Raw genomic sequence first — 17,366 nt, 5'->3', positions numbered from 1 at the left:
ACCAACAACTTGGGAATGACCAGACCCCTCACCCAGTAAACAGATAAGGAATCCTGATTGTTCCGATATAATATGCATACCGGAACAATCAGGAGCACTCAAAACCAAACAGCCTCAGTCGCCAAGTTTCGATCCCGTATCAACAGATTTTGGACGCTCCTGCACGACCTCATCAATCAGTCCAAATTCCTTGGCGTCCTCCGCCGGCATAAACTTGTCGCGCTCCATCGCCTGCTCAATTTCCTCAATTGGCTTGCCGGTATGCTTTGCGTACATGCTATTCAGGCGAGAGCGAAGACTCAGGATTTCCCTAGCATGAATTTCTATATCTGTGGCCTGCCCCTGAAATCCGCCCGATGGCTGGTGTATCATGATCCTTGAATTTGGCAGCGAGAACCGCTTGCCCTTTGCACCTGCCGTCAATAACAGCGACCCCATAGAAGCGGCCTGACCGATACACAGCGTAGCCACATCACAACGGATGTACTGCATGGTGTCGTACATGGCTAGACCGGACGTCACCACACCACCAGGTGAGTTGATATAAAAAGCAATATCCTTGGAGGGATTCTCAGACTCAAGAAACAAAAGCTGCGCACAAACCAAACTGGATACAACATCGTTGACCGGCCCGGTCAGAAAGATAATGCGCTCTTTCAGCAAGCGGGAATAAATATCGTAGCTGCGCTCTCCACGGTTGGTCTGCTCGACAACCATCGGCACCAGCGTGTTCATATAAACGTCAAAAGGATCCCGCTCGCGCATCATGCTATTCTTCCTTGCTCATTACACGGAAACACCTGCCGGTGGCCACTGTAGGCTACTGACTGGACAATGAAAAGTCCTGTTATACGGCAGAGGGCAGCAGACAACCAATCAAAAAGGCGCCCGGTCCAGACAGGGCGCCTTTTCTTGGTAACAAAAGCAGGGCTATTTACCCAGCAGCAGCACCTGACTTCTTGGCTACCTTCTTTTTTGCCGCTTTCTTTAGTGCCGTAGAATCTTCTCCGGTCTCCATCAGCTCAGCGGGCGACATTTCCTGGTCCGTACATGTAACCTTCCCAAGAATCAGGTCAACGACCTTGTCTTCATAAATGGGAGCCCTCAGCTGATCCAGGGCCTGCTTATTGCTCTGGAAGTACTGGAAAACAGCACGTTCCTGACCGGGATAGCGCATGGCTTCACGCATCACGGCATGGTTAAGATCTTCTTGGGTAACCTGAACCTCGTTACGACGCCCAGTATCAGCCAGCAAAAGCCCCAAACGGACGCGACGCTCGGCTATCGCGGTATATTCGGCCCGCAGATCATCTTCAGACTTGCCCTTATCTTCTTCTTCTAGGGCATCGTTCTTCATCGCAGCCTCAATTTCGGGCCAGATCCCTGAAAATTCAGCGTCGATCATGCCCTGAGGGACCGAGAAGCTGACCATCTCGGATAGCTTGTCCAGAAGCTCACGCTTCATGCGTCCACGCGCCAAGTTGTCATAATCCGATTGGATCTGCTCACGCACAGCGGTACGCAAGGCCGCCATGTCATCAAAGCCGGCAGACTTCGCAAATGCATCGTCAAGCTCTGGCACCTTGGCTTGCTTGAGAGCCTTCACGTTGACATCAAATGCAGCCTCTTTACCAGCAAGGTCTTTGGCATGATAGGACTCGGGGAAGGTCACGGTCACCGTAACGCTGTCACCGGACTTCGCGCCTACAAGCTGCTCTTCAAAGCCGGGGATGAACGACCCCGATCCCAGCTCCAGGTCATAAGACTCACCCTTACCGCCGGGGAACTCTTCGCCACCAATACGTCCGACAAAATCAATTTCAAGTATATCGCCGGTTTCAGCCTTGCGTGCTTCCTCGACAACCTCATTCACCTTGCGGCTTTGCGCAATACGGACCAAGGCTTCCTCAACCTCGGCATCCTCGAATTCAACAACAGGCTTGACCAGCTGAACGGCTGCAAAGTCTGTCTCACCGATTTCAGGGAGAGCCTCAAATTCCATGGTGAATTCAAGGTCTTTTCCCTCATCAAAGGATACAACCTCAATTTTGGGCTGCGCTGCCGGGGTCAGCTTTTTTTGTTCCAAGGTCGAACGCACACCGCCCTGGACAGCATCCTCCAGAACTTCACCCATGATAGAGGCTGCATAGCGCTTGCGAACAATGGACATCGGCACTTTCCCCGGACGAAAGCCGGCGATAGAAACCCGGGTTGCAACCTCTTTGAGACGGCTTTCAACCTTGTTGCCGATGTCTCCGGCCGGAACGACAATCTTGAAAGCATGCTTCAGACCGTCAGCATTCGTTTGAGTAACCTGCATGGAATATCCCGAAGTTCTTGGGTACCGAACGGACCGCGACAATCTTGGCCCAGCTTCCCCTTATGACAAACCGAAAACCCTGTTTTAACCGGGTCCTGTCCTAGCCCGGATATACAGGCACAGCGACAGCCCTCTCGGATAACTATGGTGCGGGCGGAGGGACTTGAACCCCCACGACACAAGGCCACCGGAACCTAAATCCGGCGCGTATACCAATTTCGCCACGCCCGCCAGCGCTGCCACACCTTCATCTACAGCCAAACGCAACTTTATGGCCAAAAAAGCAGTGTTTGCCACTGCTTGCACCACGCAGAGCGCCGGCTTCCGACCAAGATCGGCTGCACGAAGCCACACACATAGACAATTCAAGATACAAATAGCAACAAAAGAATGCATGGACAGTCAATTCAGGGGGAAAAACAGCCTACCCCTTCAGCCACCCTTTAAGAGCTGAAGACAGGGCAGCGGTCCCCCGGGAGCTATAGCCCTCGTGATTTTTCTCGATATCCTGTAACCGGTAAAGATAGTTGACCATAAGGCCAGCAGACTGCCTGATGCCCCGCTCGGAGCGGTCCCCCATCCAGTTCAGGCGTTCAATACGAGCACCATTGCTCAGATGGAAATGGGCCACAGGATCAATGGCCACGGGAACATTTCCTTTCTCGGGGAAACGGCGGGCAGAAACTAAATAAATCGTGGCAAGACGCAAAAGAATAGGGCGCATAACCTCGGCTGTGTCCTTGTCACTTTGCCACAACTCAGCAGATAAAAGGCGGCCGAATAACCCCAATGCAGGAGGACGAGCTCCGTTTCCCTTGCGCCGAACCAAGGCTGTTACAGCCTTGGTTTCAGCAGGAAGAAGAAGGTCATCGCCGTCTTTCTCCACCTGCTGCTCTAACCAGACGCGAAAACCGGGAAGAGGCGAAAGCGTGGCAAAGGCCTTGAGGGAAGGAAACTCGGCTGACAGCGTAGATACAACCTTCTTGATCAGGAAATTCCCGAAACTGATACCGGAAAGCCCCTTCTGGGCGTTGGAAATAGAATAGAAGACCGCTGTATCAGCCAAGGCTGGGTCCCCCACCGGGGCATTAACATCAAGCAGATCGTGAACATTATCTGCTATCCCGTTGAGAAGTGCGACCTGAACAAAGATAAGGGGCTCATCCGGCATCCGGGGATGAAAAAAACCGTACAGTCTACGGTCAGAGTCCAGGCGATTTTTTAAATCATCCCAGCTTCTGATTTCATGAACCGCTTCATAGGAAATAATTTTCTCAAGGACTGCCGCTGGGCTGGTGTCCCATGTAATGCGGCGCAATTCCAAGAAACCTATATCGAACCAGCCTGTCAGAATTTCCATCAGGTCACGCTCAAGACCGTCAAGCTCGGGATGCCCGGAACGGAACTTGAGCAGCTCAGCCCTCATATCAACAAGAAACTTGACTCCATCAGGCAATATATTGAATTGCTTTAATAAATTTATACGCGGAGGCTGCAGCGCCTGATAGACATGAAAGGCAGCCTGCTCACGCTCAGCATCATCGGCAGCTTCAAGTTCTGCAATAGCCCTGTCAACGACATCACGATCAGGACTGAACTCTGTTGCCATAAGGGTCAGAAAGCGTCGCCGCCCCAGCTCACTCAGGCCAAGATACACATGTCCCAAGGCTGCAGCACGGGTACGGGCTGAAACATCGCCACCGCGCGCATCCAGACACGCCTGCATCTGCTCACGCAGGTGCAAAAGCTGCTCATCCGGTAGATCGGGATCGAGATGCGCCAGAGCACTCCCTCCTTGGGGAGCAACAAATTCCCGCCACAGGGTACCCAAACGATCCAGCAAACCAGGAACCTGATGCCGCGCCATTTTCCATCTCCTCCGGGACAGACCCCGGCTACATCATGTCACGTCAATTGTGCAAGAATATGCGGAAAGGCCAAAGAAATATCCTCTGCTATCATTCCCTTTCCCAGATGACGCCCCGCCTCGGCATGCAGCCATACCCCGGCACATGCAGCAGAAAATCCGTCCATACCGCCAGCAAGGTTAGCTGCGATGGTACCGGCAAGAACATCGCCACTTCCAGCCGTCGCCAACCATGGAACCGCATGCGTTGTGACCGCAGCCATTCCGTCCGGGGCTGCAATAATGGTGTCAGCTCCCTTCAGCACCATGAAGACTCCCAAATCCCTGGCAGCCTGACGTGCTCTCACCAGACGGGGTAAAGTCCCCATTTTTGGAAATAAACGCCTGAGTTCGCCTTCATGTGGCGTCATGACAATGGGCGCAACAGCCGTACGCACGATTGCGCGCAGCTCATCGATTCGTCCCGCGAAAATAGTGATGGCATCCGCATCGAGCACAATGGCCAGTCGCCGGGATACACTGTCCCTGACCATCTCCGGCAACAACGGAACAAGACCAAGTCCGGGCCCAATAACAACCGCATTGGCACGGATATTCTGTGGCAAGGTCAGAAATCCATCTTTATCATTCTGAGGAACAACGATAAGCCCTGGATCAAGGGCACACAGGGAAGCAGTATCCCGTGGGGCCACAACTGTGACAAGACCCGCCCCTGCCCGACGGGCAGCCATGGCAGCTAATCGGGCGGCTCCACTCATGCGCACACCGGAAAAGACAATCACATGACCACGGGAGTATTTGTGATCCCTCCAGTTTGGGACAGGCAAAGACCACAGACGAGGATCATTGATAAAGGTTCGGGGCGAAACACGCTCCAGTACCGAGGCTGGTATACCAATATCAGTGACCGTCAAGCGACCAGTGTAATCCCTTCCCGGGTACAGCACATGCCCCGGCTTGGGGCGGAAGAATGTAACGGTTGCCACGCAAACAGGCGCGGGACCCTGAAGAGAGCCATCATACCCATTGAGACCGGACGGAATATCTACCGCTAGGCAGGGAATCGAATCCTTGTTGATTTTGGCGACAACAGCCGCAGAATCCCCATCTAAAGGACGATCCAGCCCTGCCCCGAACATGGCATCCACAACCATGGCAGCCCTGTCCACACTACGCGAGGACAGTTGCTCAACTGGGCCTTTCCAGCGCTGTGCGTTAATCGCGGCATCACCCTTCAGGGCATCGAGCTTACAGGACAAAGCCACACGGACAGGCCAACCACGCCGCGCCAGCATGCGGGCCGCTACAAAGCCATCGCCGCCATTATTGCCAGGACCACACAGCACCACAATTTGCTGTTTCCGACCACACAGGCGAACAACCTCGCGGGCAACCGAAAAACCAGCCGCTTCCATTAGATATAAAGATGAAACCCCGGCTTCCACGGCCAGACGATCCGCGTCTCTCATCTCCATTGGATTCAACAGGGCCGCTTCCAGTTGGCTGGAAGAAGCGGGAAACGATGCCACAGAGCGCTCCTCTGTTTCAGACATATCCGATCCCCCCTTTTCTTCTGCCCACTACCTTTCTATAAAGCCGGGAGAAGGATCACGGCTACAGGAGAGTTTCCCGTGAAAGTCCTCGTTCTGGGCGCCGGCGTAGTCGGAACCTGTACAGCCTGGTGGCTTTCACAGGATGGGCACGAAGTTCATGTACTGGACCGACAGCCCGCTGTTGCGCGGGAAACCAGCTTTGCCAACGGCGGGCAGGTTTCAGTCAGCCATGCAACGCCGTGGGCTTCATTCCACACCCTGCGCAAGGCAGTTGGGTGGCTGGGAGACAAGGACGCTCCGCTTGTCATGCCCTTGCTGCGCTATGATCCCGCCTTGTGGCGATGGATCCTGCGGTTTCTCGTCAATTGCCCTAGGCAAGCCGTTGAAAAAAATACACTTAGAACCGTGTACCTTGCCCTTTACAGTCGAGAAACTCTCAAGCAAATGCGCAAAAGCCTTTCGCTTGAATACTCTTGTCTTTCCAAGGGAATATTACATGTTTTTCGTAATCAACATGAATATGATTTCCAGTGCCGCTCTGCGGAAATCATGATATCGGCAGGTTTGCCGCAGCGTATTCTCAATAGAAATGAACTGACAGACATTGAGCCTGCTCTGACCACCAAGGCCCATGAACTGGTCGGCGGAATCTACAGCCCGGATGATGAAAGTGGCGACGCCCGCGCCTTCACAGAAGCCTTGGCTGCCAAGGCGCAACAAAACGGTGTAACCTTCCATACCGGGATTCAGATTAATCACCTTTTGTATGATGGCACAGCCATTGGCGGTGTTTCGACAAACATGGGAATCTACAAGGCCGATGCCTTTGTAATTGCCCTTGGCAGCTATAGTCCAAAGCTGCTGGCCCCCTTGGGACTTCACCTGCCTGTGTACCCGGCCAAGGGTTATTCCATCACGATCCCCTTGGCCGATCATGCCCCGGGTGCGCCAGTTGTCTCCGTAACTGATGATGAAAACAAAATGGTTTTCTCACGCTTGGGGAATCGGTTGCGCGCAGCAGGGACGGCCCAAATGACCGGATGGAATACCACGCTGGACCAGAAACGGGCCGATGTCATTCGTAAACACGCGACGTCCTTGTTTCCAGATGCAGGAAACTACGCAGCCAGCGAGATCTGGTGCGGCCTGCGACCGAAAACACCGGACTCCGTGCCATACATATGCAAAACGCCCTACCGTGGCCTCTTTCTCAATACGGGCCACGGCACGCTGGGCTGGACCATGTCAGCTGGATCAGGACGCCTGATGGCAGATCTTGTATCCGGACGAACACCAGACATTGACCCCACTGGCTATGGGCTGGAAAAGCGTGTGTACTAAACGGCATCTCCTATCCGGCTGTAATCACCACGGAAATAGAGAAGCGGCAGCTTTACGTCATTGCTTTCAAGGTGTTCGACCTGACCAACAATAATTTTGTGGTCTCCACCATCAACAACCTGAACAACCTTACACTCAAGGCACGCCACACAGCCTTCAAGGAGAGGTATGCCCGTGACACCACGGCGCTGCGTAATACCCTGCCACTTGTCACCACTGCGGCGCGCAAAGGCAACCGAAACAGCTTTCTGGTCCTGTGCGAGAATGTTCACGCCAAAGTGACCATCCAAGAAGGCATCAAGGCAGGATGTCTTTTTGTCCAAGCAGAATAATACAAGAGGAGGCGACAACGAAAGCGAACTAAAGGCGCTGATCGTGACGCCTGTGGCAGCACCATCTTTCCCCAAGGTGGTCATGACTGTCACACCGGTTGGGAAGCACCCAAGAGTCTTACGAAAGCTATGATCATCAAGCAGCATAAACCCTCACCTGTCTGGCCTGTTTCAGGCGGTACACACCAGTGTGCCCCAGTACTACGAAATTGTATAACCTACAAACAAGGATTTTCCCGCATGACATGACCAGACGTGGCACAATCATGACAGAATTGCCAACAGGGGCAGCAAATTCCCGACCTGTGTTGCAGTTTCTGTCCCGGTTGGCTAAAACCAGAGGGTCTGGTTCCTTTGGTCAGGAAGCGGCCGCACGGAATCCGCATGGGACAGAGGGCACATGCTCGTAATCATAGGCACGGTTATCGTTATTGCCTGCGTCATCGGTGGTTATGCCATGGGTGGTGGCCACTTGGACGTTCTTTGGCAACCACTGGAGTTCCTGATTATTTTCGGGGCGGCCGGTGGCAGCATGGTAATCGGGAGCCCGACAAGCGTGCTGAAAGGAATCGGGCACGCCATGGGTCCCATGATGAAGGGGCCACGCCACCATAAAGACAGCTATCTTGAAGTGCTGAGTATGCTTTACTCAGTCTTTCGTCTTGCCAAGACCAAAGGCGATCTGGCACTCGAAAGCCACGTGGAACGGCCTGAAGAAAGCCCGCTGTTCCAGAAGTTTCCCAATTTCTCTGCCGATCACCACACACTGGTATTTCTATGTGATTATCTACGTCTCCTGACACTCGGCACGAACAATGCCCACGAGGTAGAGACCATCATCACAGAGGAAATAGAGGCCCACCACCACGAGCATCACCTGGTCGTGAAGGCCGTGGGCGACATGGCTGATGGTATGCCTGCATTAGGGATCGTCGCCGCCGTGCTTGGCGTTATCCACACCATGGGGTCGATTACGGAACCGCCAGAAGTTCTTGGGCACCTGATTGGCGCTGCCTTGGTCGGAACGTTCTCTGGGGTTCTCCTGTCCTATGGCTTTTTTGCTCCATTCTCGCGGGCCATTGATGCTGCATACACATCAGAAACAGAATATCTGAACTGCATTAAGGCTGGCCTTCTCGCACATATGCAGGGCTATGCCCCACAAGTTTCCATCGAATTTGCCCGGAAAATTGTCCCCCCTCATGTACGTCCAACGTTCCAGGAACTGGAAGAAACGGTCACCAACCTTTCGCACGACTGATGTAAAACCAAGGAAATCCGGTCCGGAATGAAAGGCAGCGCGGGATAAATGGCCGAGGAAGAAGGCAAAAATGCAATAATCATCAAGCGGATCAAGAAGGGTGGTCACGCGGCCCATGGTGGTGCTTGGAAAGTGGCCTATGCCGACTTTGTGACCGCAATGATGGCCTTCTTTCTTCTTCTGTGGCTCCTTAATTCTGTAACCGAAGAACAGCTGCAAGGGATTTCAAACTACTTTGCACCCACGGCTGTTTCGCAAAGCCCAAGTGGAGCGGGCGGCATGCTCGGCGGCTTGGTCGTTGGTGAAGGGGCATCCCAGTCCAATTCAGCTCCACCTGCGACTAATATTAACCTTCCCCCTTCTACAGTCGGTTCTGGCGGACAGGATTTTACCGATCCACAGGAAGGGCGTTCTGAAAAAGATCAGGACAGCTCTGCAGAGCAGAAACAGCAACAAAGCAAGGAAGAAGATGCCCGCAGACAACGCGAGCAACTACAGCTTGACACCATCTCACGCGAAATCAGGCAAGCCCTGAATGCTTTACCACAAATGAAGGCTCTGCAAGACAGCCTGATCATTGACAACACTCCCGAGGGGTTGCGCATCCAGCTGATTGACCAGGACAGGCTTCCCATGTTCCCGGCTGGATCCAGCGCCTTGTATGAACATACCCAGAAACTTCTCCTGCTGGTCAGCCGTGTTGTCAAACTGATGCCACAGAAGATTGCGGTCTCCGGCCATGCCGACTCGGGGGGCTTCACGGACCCGTCCGGCTATGGAAGCTGGGAGCTTTCAGCCGACAGGGCCTTGGCAGCACGGCGTGTCCTGTTACAGGGTGGCGTACCGGATGACCGGTTTGCCCGGATCGCAGGCGTTGGGCCCAATGATCCCCTAGAACCATCCAATCCGGATAGCCCGCGCAACCGGCGGATCAGCATTGTTCTCCTCCGGGACGATTCTGCTATCCCAGCCGACAGCGGCAGTCCGGGTTCACCAGGCGGCGGCCCCCTGCCCAGTATCCTCGATACCCGATGAAACAAGGAGATACCTCTTTTCTGAGGGGACTCCTGGTCCGGAAGGCTGTGTTTACAGGGAACACGCTTCACCATCATAGTGGTGACAGGACAGCATCGGTAATGAACGATGGAAAATTCTCCGGTACGGCGACCGCACTTCTTTTTCACAACCGCCCCCATGCCGTGCCCCTATATGGAAGGACGGATGGAGCGGAAGATTGTGACCGAGCTTGCCGGCCCGGATGCCGGGGCTTTACACGATACGCTGTCACGATCCGGCTTTCGCCGTAGCCACTCCATTGCTTACGCACCCGCATGCCCCAGCTGCACAGCCTGCACGCCGGTGCGGGTAGTGGTCCGTGACTTTGCAAGAAACCGCAGCTTTCGTCGCACCTGGAACAGCAACGCAGACCTTTATGGACGGATGGTGCCACCAAGAGCAACAGCCGAACAATACCGGCTTTTCAGCGCCTACCAAGCGTGCCGTCACAGCGGCAGCGACATGGCCTTGATGAGCTTCTACGACTACAGGGCCATGGTTGAAGACAGCCCGATCGAAACGCACCTAGTTGAATTCCGTGATCACCAAGGGAAACTGACAGCTGTCTGCCTAATGGACAAGATGGACGATGGCGTTTCCGGGGTCTACAGCTTCTTTGACACCTCTAAAAGCCGGAGAGGACTTGGTACCTTCATCATCCTGTGGATGATTGAGACGGCCCGGACTCTTGAGCTGCCCTATGTCTATCTGGGCTACTGGATCGCAGAAAGTCCAAAGATGAGCTATAAGGAGCGCTTCACTCCGCTCGAAGTTTTTACGGGAAACGGATGGCACCTTCTGGACGAGAAAACGGGGGCACCGCGTCCACCCGTTCTCCAGCCCTTCTCGCCCTAAAAACGATTGCTACGGGGAAATCCAGTCGGAGGCAACTTGCCCTGCCCGGCACGCGCCCCACGCCACGGCACCAAGTTCATCTCGGTGCGAATACGCTCCCCGGAACGGAATGTCAAACCATCCTCGGCCCTGAAAACCTTGACGTCCGAGGTTCCACCATCCTTGTATTTCTGAAGGATAACCCCCCGTCCCTTTGCCATCAGGGGAACCTCCTCGATCGAAAATACCAACAGCTTCCTGTTCTGCCCGACGATTGCAACCGTATCGCCATCCACTGGTAGGCAGAATGCGGCTATCTCACCTTCTCCTGGGACAAGAACCTGCTTACCAGCACGAGTCTGGGCAACAATATCATCTTCCGCAACACGGAAACCACGCCCACCGGAAGAAGCCAGAAGAAGCTCTCTCCCCGCCTCATGCACCATAAGAGCAGCCACTTCTGCATCATTGGGCAGATCAACCATCAACCGTAACGGTTCGCCGAAACCACGTCCCCGTGGTATCCGATCGGCTGCCAAGGTATAAAACCGCCCCGTCGTGGCAAAGATCAGGATTTTGTCTGTTGTGTAGGCATGTAGGGCAATCCAGAGTTGATCACCCTCTTTGAACCGGGTCTCCGTTAGATCTTCCGCATGGCCCTTCAGGGCACGGATCCAACCTTTCTCCGACAACAGGAGTGTAACAGGCTCCCTCTCAATCACAGCCTCAATCGGGACAACCACAGCAGACGGTGGACCCGCAATCTCTGTCTTTCTGGCTCCAAGGCGCGTCTTCTGACCAAATCTCTTTTTCGTCTCTATCAGCTGTCGGGAAATTTCAGCCCAACGCAGGGAAGGCTCCGCCAACAATGATTCCAGGCCGGCCTTTTCTGAAGACAGACGATCATACTCGCCACGGATTTCAACTTCCTCAAGACGCCGCAAAGACCGTAGTCGCATATTCAGGATAGCCTCAGCCTGCATATCAGAGAGCCCGAAAGCTTTCATCAAAGCTGCTTTTGCCTCATCTTCCTCACGAATAATACGGATGACTTCATCCAGATTGAGATAGGCAATTAGATAGCCTGCCAAGATCTCCAGCCTATGGTCAATCTTCCCCAGTCGATAGCGCGACCTCCGCTCCAGCACTTCGATCCGGTGTTCCAGAAAAGCCTCAAGAACATCCTTCAACGGCATCACGCGGGGCGTTCCATCCGCAGACAGAACATTCATGTTAAGGCTGAACCGTATTTCCAGATCCGTCTGGCGGAACAAATGTTCCATCAACAGTTCCGGGTCAACAGTCCGGTTACGAGGCTCGAGAACAACGCGCACATCCTCGGCAGACTCATCACGGATATCAGCCAGAAGGGGCAGTTTCTTTGCATTTAGAAGCTCTGCTATCTTCTCGATCACCCTTGATTTCTGGACCTGATAGGGAATCTCGGTGACGATAATCTGGAACAAGCCGTGCGAGAGTTTCTCTATCTCCCAGCGGGCGCGCAAGCGGAACGTTCCGCGCCCGGTCGCATAAGCCTCGTGCACGGAATCCGGGCTGTCTACAAGAATGCCGCCTGTGGGAAAATCAGGCCCCTTGATGCAGGCCAGCAATCCATCCACCGAAAGATCTGGCTTCTTGATTAGCGCTAGAAGCGCATCACACAACTCCCCTATATTATGAGGGGGAATATTGGTTGCCATGCCAACGGCAATACCGGAAGACCCATTGGCCAGCACATTGGGAAACGCTGCCGGCATAACCACCGGCTCTGACTCCTCACCATCATAGGTCTCGCGGAAATCAACAGCATCCTCGTCCAGCCCATCCATCAGGGCTGTTGCCACCTCTGTCAGACGGGATTCGGTATAACGCATGGCAGCAGCGCCATCGCCGTCAATATTGCCAAAGTTACCCTGTCCCTCGACCAATGGATACCGGGCCGCAAAATCCTGGGCCAGACGCACCAAGGCATCATAAACAGCCCCATCACCATGAGGGTGGTATTTACCGATTACATCCCCGACCACGCGGGCACACTTCTTGAAACCACCGGCGGGGTCCAGTTTGAGAAGCCGCATGGCGTACAACAAACGGCGATGGACCGGCTTCAATCCATCCCGCACATCGGGAAGTGAACGGGAAACAATGGTCGAAAGGGCATAAGCGAGATAGCGCTCGGACAGCGCTTCGGCCAATGGCTGGTGACGTATGATCTCGGCAGATTTTGACGCGCTCATGCAAAAAACCCCGAAGGAAAAGCAGCTACAGATGGCAGGACAGCAAAGGCCGCACTATACCTTGCTATCCCCCCTGCAGGTCAAGGCCGGGACAAGAAATGCTGTGCAAGGCGCTGGCGAACAGACGGTAGACAAGCGCGGGGAGGAACAAGGAGATGCTTCTCCAAGAAATATCCTGTCAGGTTTAATCCCTGAAGCAGGGCTGATGGATCAGCATCCTCGTCCGGATCAACCAGAAACGGCGGCAAGACCAAAAGGCGATCACGATAAGGCTCCCCGGCCAACGCGCTGACAGCACGGCCTGTTTTGGGGGAAACATAAATCAGGTTGCTGGTAGAGCCCGTAGCAGCACAACAGGACAAATCCAGCCCATACCCCAAGCCAGCCAATACCTTGATTTCCCACCGCACATAAATATCCATGCGTCCGCATTCCCGCAGGGCAGCCAGAAGAGCCAACAGCGCTGCCCAGATATCGGGATACGGATGTCTTTCAGGCAAGACCGTATCCAGAACAGCGCAGGCCGATGCCAAAGCTTCCAAGGTTATTGGCTGATCAAAAAAATGCGGAGCTATGCTTTCAAGAAGCTCGACATCGAATATTCCAAGCTGCTCCCCCAGACGCGCTTTCCAGTACAGCTGCACAATATTGCCTGGCTGGAGAACCCCCGTCCCCCCTTTCCGAACCAGACGGGATGACATGACCAGACCATTCCACCGCCCACGCGTGGCCGTCAGGACAGAAAGACGAACACGCCCTTCACCAAGCGGGTGGATAGACAGAACGACCCCGGTATCCTGCCACGCCACAGCCATATCAATATCCCCTGCTACGCACCTTAAACGTTATAGTCCAGACCCCAAGCATTGTAACGCGACGGATCTTCGGCCCACTGTTCGCGTACAGTCACGTGCAGGAAAAGATGGATCCGACGCTCTAGGAGTGACTCCAGCTCCTTGCGGGCACTCGCACCGATCGAACGGATCTTGCTGCCCCCCTTGCCAAGGACAATCATGCGCTGGCTGTCACGCATCACATAAATCGTCTGATCAATACGCACAGAACCATCCGGGCGCTCATCCCAGCGTTCCGTCTCCACCGTAATGCTATAGGGCAGCTCCTCGTGCAGGTTCAGGAATACCTTCTCCCGAGTCAATTCAGCCGCTAAAAGGCGCTGTGGCACGTCCGACACTTCATCTTCAGGGAACATCCATGGCCCCTCAGGAGCAGATTCCACCAAACAGGCCAAAAGATCGTCAATGCCATCGCCTGATTTCGCCGAAATCATGAAGACACGCTCAAAAATTCCCTCGTTGAACAAGCTTTCTGTCAATGCCAGAAGCTTTGAACGCTCAACAAGATCAATCTTATTGAGAACCAAGATAACACCCGTGCTTGACGCAGACTTCAACGTGTCGATGATCACACGGGTATCATCATCAATACCCCGTGCGGCATCAATGGTCAGCATCAGGCGATCTGCATCAGCAGCACCACCCCATGCAGCCGCAACCATCGCACGCTCCAACCGACGCTTGGCTGTACGAAAAATACCCGGTGTATCAATAAATACAATCTGGGCATTTCCCGACATGGCAACCCCGCGAACACGCGTGCGCGTTGTCTGAACCTTTGGGGATACAATGCTGACCTTGGTACCAACAAACGCATTGACCAACGTTGACTTGCCTGCATTGGGCGCCCCGAGAACGGCCACAAAAGCACAGCGGGTCGGCTCAGAAACTGTCATTAACCTAATTTCTCCAGAAGAATACGGGCAGCCATTTGCGCGGCAATCCGCTTGGATGGGCCGGATGCCACTTCAGGCGGCACACCTTGCACCATGACCCGAATTGTAAATGAGGGATTATGATCCGGTCCATCAGCGGCAACGGTTTCATAAACCGGAAGAGGAAGCCCCCTCTTTTGCGCCCATTCCTGAAGGCCTGTCTTGGGATCCTTGGGCGGTTCTGTCACCTTGTCCATCAGCGGTATCCAGAAACGCCGGATAAAACCAGAAGCCGCATCGAAGCCGCCATCCAGATATATCGCCCCAATAACGGCCTCACAGGCATCTGCAAGAAGGGCAGGATTAGTTCTTCCCCCCAAATCCTCATCACCCTTGGCAAGGATCAGAAAGTCCCCAAGATTGAGCCTTGACGCAACATCGGCCAAGGCTTCCCGACGGACCAAGGCCGCATGGCGGCGCGCCAAGGCTCCCTCGTTTTCAGCAGGAAAACGATGGTACAACATATCTGCAACAACCAACCCAAGAACGCGGTCTCCAAGAAACTCCAAGCGTTCATTGGTTCCGGCATTATGGCCCCGGGAAAGACCCCGGCTGCGGTGGGTCATCGCAAGTTCAAGTAAGCTCTCATCGCGAAACGTATGATCCAGCACTGCGGCCAGACCGATAAACAGACTACACAAAGCAGATTCCTGTAACTATTACGACACGTCATCACCAGAAGATGATGCCCTGAGATCACGGAAAAGGCGCCCCCAGCGGGTCGCCACGGGCCACTTCCAGAATTCCCAGAAACGGGCAGTCCCATTTGTGGAAAAAAAGAGAATCTCCGCCCGTCCAACCAAATTCTCGGAAGGAACGAAGCCAACATCCACAGTACGGCTATCCGCCGAACGGTCACGGTTGTCGCCCATCATGAAGTAGTGCCCTTCAGGCACAACGTATTCCGGGGTATCATCATACCTAGCCGTATCACCAGCCTCCAGTATCGGATAATGCGTTCCGTTAGGCAAGGTCTCGATATACCGTGCTGATCGCATGATATGACCGTCTGTATCAATATAAACGTAGTCCTCCACCCTCTCACGCATCATCATCGTACCGTTTATATAAAGACGCCCCCCACGCATCTGAATGCGGTCACCGGGTAACCCAATGATACGCTTAATATAATCAATAGAGACATCGCGAGGGTACTTGAATACAGCAATATCGCCACGCTTCGGCTCTGAGAACAACACACGCCCTGAAAAAAAAGGGGGCGACAGCGGCATCGAAAAACGACTGTATCCATACGAATATTTTGAAACAAAAAGGTAATCCCCGACCAGAAGATTGGGAATCATGGATCCTGAAGGGATGTTGAAGGGCTCGAAAGCAACCGTCCTTACAAGGAGAGCAACAAAGACAGCGGCGGCCACTGTTCTGACAGTCTCTCCCGTCCCCCCAGCTTTTCTGTGCGGCATCAGACTATAACTTCCTTTTGGATGAAAGGACAAAAGCGCAGAGCAGACAGGCTAGCTCTGGCCGAGGAGTGAAACCGGCCAGGGGTTACCCTGTCAAGTCAAGATATTAACGGGGGAAACTTGGCCCTGCCATGGCAGCCTCAAGCAACACAAAAGCTGATGCATAGGGATACTCATCTGTCATGCTCAGATGAACACGAACCATCCTGCCTTCCGGCGTAATATTCCGAAGGTAACACGCAGCCCCATTATGGAGCACCATACCCGGCGCACCTTGCTCCGAAACGATGACTTCCAAGGAGCGGAATAAAACCCCACATCGCCCAACCCCTGTACCCAAAGCCTTTGCAAGAGCCTCTTTTGCAGCGAAACGCTTTGCCAAGGTGCCCGCATAAACAGCCGGATCCGCGCTGCGCTGCGCTGCGAGCGCTTGCTCGGCGGGGGTGAAAATACGGTCAAGAAAACGTGAGCCATAACGCAGGGCGGCCCTTTCTATCCTGCGAATATCCACCATATCATGACCAATACCGATAATCATGGCGAGGCCCTGCGCGCTGTCTCCATACAATCCCGCATACGCTTTACAGCCGCTTCAAGTCCGGTGAAAATGGCTTCACCAATTAAGAAATGACCAATATTCAGCTCGGACACCGTAGGAATAGCGGCGATCGGACCAACCGTCTCGTAACTCAGGCCATGACCAGCATGGCACTCAAGCCCCAAGGCATCTGCGCGAAGAGCTGCCTCTTTTATAAGCCGTAATTCATGCTCTCGTTCCTCACCTCCTGCTTCACAATAGCGGCCCGTATGCAGCTCAACAACGCGTGCACCCACATCCCGGGCGGCTTGTATCTGTTCAACATCAGGCGTAACAAACAAGGATACCCGGATACCCGCCGCTGAAAGTTCTGCAACACAGGGGCGCAAAGATTCAAGCAAGGCCACAACATCAAGGCCACCCTCCGTTGTTCTTTCCTCACGTCGCTCTGGTACAAGGCAGCATGCAGCAGGCTGACAGCGCAGCGCTATATCAACCATTTCAGAGACGGCTGCCATTTCAAGATTAAGGGGAAGGGAGACCTGCTCCTTCAGGCGAAAAATATCATCGTCACGAATATGACGCCGGTCCTCCCGCAAATGGGCCGTAATGCCATCAGCCCCCACACGGGCAACAGCATGCGCAGCCGCTACAGGATCCGGATGCATGCCACCGCGCGCATTACGCACCGTGGCAACGTGATCGATATTCACGCCAAGACGAAGAATGGACACAAGCTTATCTCAATATATACAACAGACAAATAGTGACAGCACCGTTCATCACATACCAGCGACAGAGAAGCAAGACAAAG

16 protein-coding genes and 1 tRNA gene are annotated in these 17,366 nt (G+C 54.0%); 4 read left to right on the top strand and 13 right to left on the bottom strand.

Annotated elements, in window-relative coordinates; all coding sequences use genetic code 11:
- Positions 1–114: 114 nt before the first annotated feature.
- The 5 genes from clpP to AY555_RS08050 all read right to left on the bottom strand — a co-directional run bounded on the left by clpP (position 115) and on the right by AY555_RS08050 (position 5,740).
- The gene (gene clpP / locus AY555_RS08070) at positions 115–765 is read right to left on the bottom strand and encodes an ATP-dependent Clp endopeptidase proteolytic subunit ClpP (protein ID WP_066136808.1); all 651 of its coding nucleotides are present in this window, start codon (positions 763–765) and stop codon (positions 115–117) included.
- Between the two features lie 169 nt (positions 766–934).
- A complete protein-coding gene (gene tig / locus AY555_RS08065) occupies positions 935–2,320 on the bottom strand; it encodes a trigger factor (protein ID WP_066135449.1) in 1,386 nt (461 codons plus the stop codon).
- 145 nt (positions 2,321–2,465) lie between these two features.
- Positions 2,466–2,551 (bottom strand) — tRNA-Leu (locus AY555_RS08060).
- A gap of 193 nt (positions 2,552–2,744) precedes the next feature.
- Positions 2,745–4,187, bottom strand: a complete 1,443-nt coding sequence (locus AY555_RS08055) for a malonyl-CoA decarboxylase (RefSeq protein ID WP_066135447.1) — start codon at positions 4,185–4,187, stop codon at positions 2,745–2,747.
- A gap of 38 nt (positions 4,188–4,225) precedes the next feature.
- Entirely contained in the window at positions 4,226–5,740 is a 1,515-nt protein-coding gene (locus AY555_RS08050; protein WP_082811939.1) for an NAD(P)H-hydrate dehydratase, read from the bottom strand.
- Here AY555_RS08050 and AY555_RS08045 point away from each other — a divergent pair.
- Complete coding sequence (locus tag AY555_RS08045; protein ID WP_209315762.1) at positions 5,687–7,081, top strand: D-amino acid dehydrogenase; 1,395 nt, start codon at positions 5,687–5,689, stop codon at positions 7,079–7,081. The two genes, AY555_RS08050 and AY555_RS08045, sit on opposite strands and share 54 nt — an antisense overlap.
- On the opposite strand, the gene AY555_RS08040 is transcribed toward AY555_RS08045, so the two are convergent.
- Entirely contained in the window at positions 7,078–7,560 is a 483-nt protein-coding gene (locus AY555_RS08040; RefSeq protein WP_066135443.1) for a flavin reductase family protein, read from the bottom strand. The two genes, AY555_RS08045 and AY555_RS08040, sit on opposite strands and share 4 nt — an antisense overlap.
- A 253-nt stretch (positions 7,561–7,813) precedes the next feature.
- Between AY555_RS08040 and motA the strand changes: the two genes are divergently transcribed.
- The 3 genes from motA to AY555_RS08025 all read left to right on the top strand — a co-directional run bounded on the left by motA (position 7,814) and on the right by AY555_RS08025 (position 10,585).
- Entirely contained in the window at positions 7,814–8,674 is an 861-nt protein-coding gene (gene motA / locus AY555_RS08035) for a flagellar motor stator protein MotA (protein ID WP_066135441.1), read from the top strand.
- A gap of 48 nt (positions 8,675–8,722) precedes the next feature.
- The gene (locus AY555_RS08030; protein ID WP_066135439.1) at positions 8,723–9,709 is read left to right on the top strand and encodes a flagellar motor protein MotB; all 987 of its coding nucleotides are present in this window, start codon (positions 8,723–8,725) and stop codon (positions 9,707–9,709) included.
- A gap of 108 nt (positions 9,710–9,817) precedes the next feature.
- Entirely contained in the window at positions 9,818–10,585 is a 768-nt protein-coding gene (locus tag AY555_RS08025; RefSeq protein ID WP_066135437.1) for an arginyltransferase, read from the top strand.
- On the opposite strand, the gene parC is transcribed toward AY555_RS08025, so the two are convergent.
- The 7 genes from parC to AY555_RS07990 form a co-directional block, all read right to left on the bottom strand.
- A complete protein-coding gene (gene parC, locus AY555_RS08020) occupies positions 10,582–12,801 on the bottom strand; it encodes a DNA topoisomerase IV subunit A (RefSeq protein WP_066135435.1) in 2,220 nt (739 codons plus the stop codon). The two genes, AY555_RS08025 and parC, sit on opposite strands and share 4 nt — an antisense overlap.
- A gap of 80 nt (positions 12,802–12,881) precedes the next feature.
- Positions 12,882–13,616, bottom strand: a complete 735-nt coding sequence (recO, locus tag AY555_RS08015) for a DNA repair protein RecO (protein WP_066135433.1) — start codon at positions 13,614–13,616, stop codon at positions 12,882–12,884.
- A gap of 23 nt (positions 13,617–13,639) precedes the next feature.
- Complete coding sequence (era, locus tag AY555_RS08010) at positions 13,640–14,551, bottom strand: GTPase Era (protein ID WP_066135431.1); 912 nt, start codon at positions 14,549–14,551, stop codon at positions 13,640–13,642.
- Positions 14,551–15,231: a ribonuclease III gene (gene rnc / locus AY555_RS08005; RefSeq protein WP_066135429.1), complete on the bottom strand. Its 681-nt coding sequence runs from the start codon at positions 15,229–15,231 to the stop codon at positions 14,551–14,553. The genes era and rnc overlap by 1 nt, the downstream gene beginning before the upstream one ends.
- Before the next feature lie 18 nt (positions 15,232–15,249).
- Complete coding sequence (gene lepB / locus AY555_RS08000) at positions 15,250–16,014, bottom strand: signal peptidase I (RefSeq protein WP_066135427.1); 765 nt, start codon at positions 16,012–16,014, stop codon at positions 15,250–15,252.
- Positions 16,015–16,120: 106 nt separating this feature from the next.
- Positions 16,121–16,552 (bottom strand): holo-ACP synthase, encoded by a 432-nt coding sequence (gene acpS, locus AY555_RS07995; RefSeq protein ID WP_066135426.1) that lies wholly within the window; start codon positions 16,550–16,552, stop codon positions 16,121–16,123.
- Positions 16,549–17,286: a pyridoxine 5'-phosphate synthase gene (locus AY555_RS07990; protein WP_066135424.1), complete on the bottom strand. Its 738-nt coding sequence runs from the start codon at positions 17,284–17,286 to the stop codon at positions 16,549–16,551. The genes acpS and AY555_RS07990 overlap by 4 nt, the downstream gene beginning before the upstream one ends.
- Between the last annotated feature and the right edge of the window lie 80 nt (positions 17,287–17,366).

The organism is Haematospirillum jordaniae (genome assembly GCF_001611975.1).
Taxonomy (GTDB): Bacteria; Pseudomonadota; Alphaproteobacteria; order Rhodospirillales; family Rhodospirillaceae; genus Haematospirillum; species Haematospirillum jordaniae.
This window is presented reverse-complemented; position numbering and strand designations above follow the sequence as displayed.

Bases quoted from the DNA above. Each gene is read 5' to 3' on its own strand.
- AY555_RS08050 (WP_082811939.1), bottom strand. From the start codon at position 5,740: ATGTCTGAAACAGAGGAGCGCTCTGTGGCATCGTTTCCCGCTTCTTCC.
- AY555_RS08040 (WP_066135443.1), bottom strand. From the start codon at position 7,560: ATGCTGCTTGATGATCATAGCTTTCGTAAGACTCTTGGGTGCTTCCCA.
- AY555_RS08055 (WP_066135447.1), bottom strand. From the start codon at position 4,187: ATGGCGCGGCATCAGGTTCCTGGTTTGCTGGATCGTTTGGGTACCCTG.
- era (WP_066135431.1), bottom strand. From the start codon at position 14,551: ATGACAGTTTCTGAGCCGACCCGCTGTGCTTTTGTGGCCGTTCTCGGG.
- AY555_RS08030 (WP_066135439.1), top strand. From the start codon at position 8,723: ATGGCCGAGGAAGAAGGCAAAAATGCAATAATCATCAAGCGGATCAAG.
- clpP (WP_066136808.1), bottom strand. From the start codon at position 765: ATGCGCGAGCGGGATCCTTTTGACGTTTATATGAACACGCTGGTGCCG.
- parC (WP_066135435.1), bottom strand. From the start codon at position 12,801: ATGAGCGCGTCAAAATCTGCCGAGATCATACGTCACCAGCCATTGGCC.
- lepB (WP_066135427.1), bottom strand. From the start codon at position 16,014: ATGCCGCACAGAAAAGCTGGGGGGACGGGAGAGACTGTCAGAACAGTG.
- acpS (WP_066135426.1), bottom strand. From the start codon at position 16,552: ATGATTATCGGTATTGGTCATGATATGGTGGATATTCGCAGGATAGAA.
- AY555_RS08025 (WP_066135437.1), top strand. From the start codon at position 9,818: ATGGAAAATTCTCCGGTACGGCGACCGCACTTCTTTTTCACAACCGCC.
- motA (WP_066135441.1), top strand. From the start codon at position 7,814: ATGCTCGTAATCATAGGCACGGTTATCGTTATTGCCTGCGTCATCGGT.
- tig (WP_066135449.1), bottom strand. From the start codon at position 2,320: ATGCAGGTTACTCAAACGAATGCTGACGGTCTGAAGCATGCTTTCAAG.
- recO (WP_066135433.1), bottom strand. From the start codon at position 13,616: ATGGCTGTGGCGTGGCAGGATACCGGGGTCGTTCTGTCTATCCACCCG.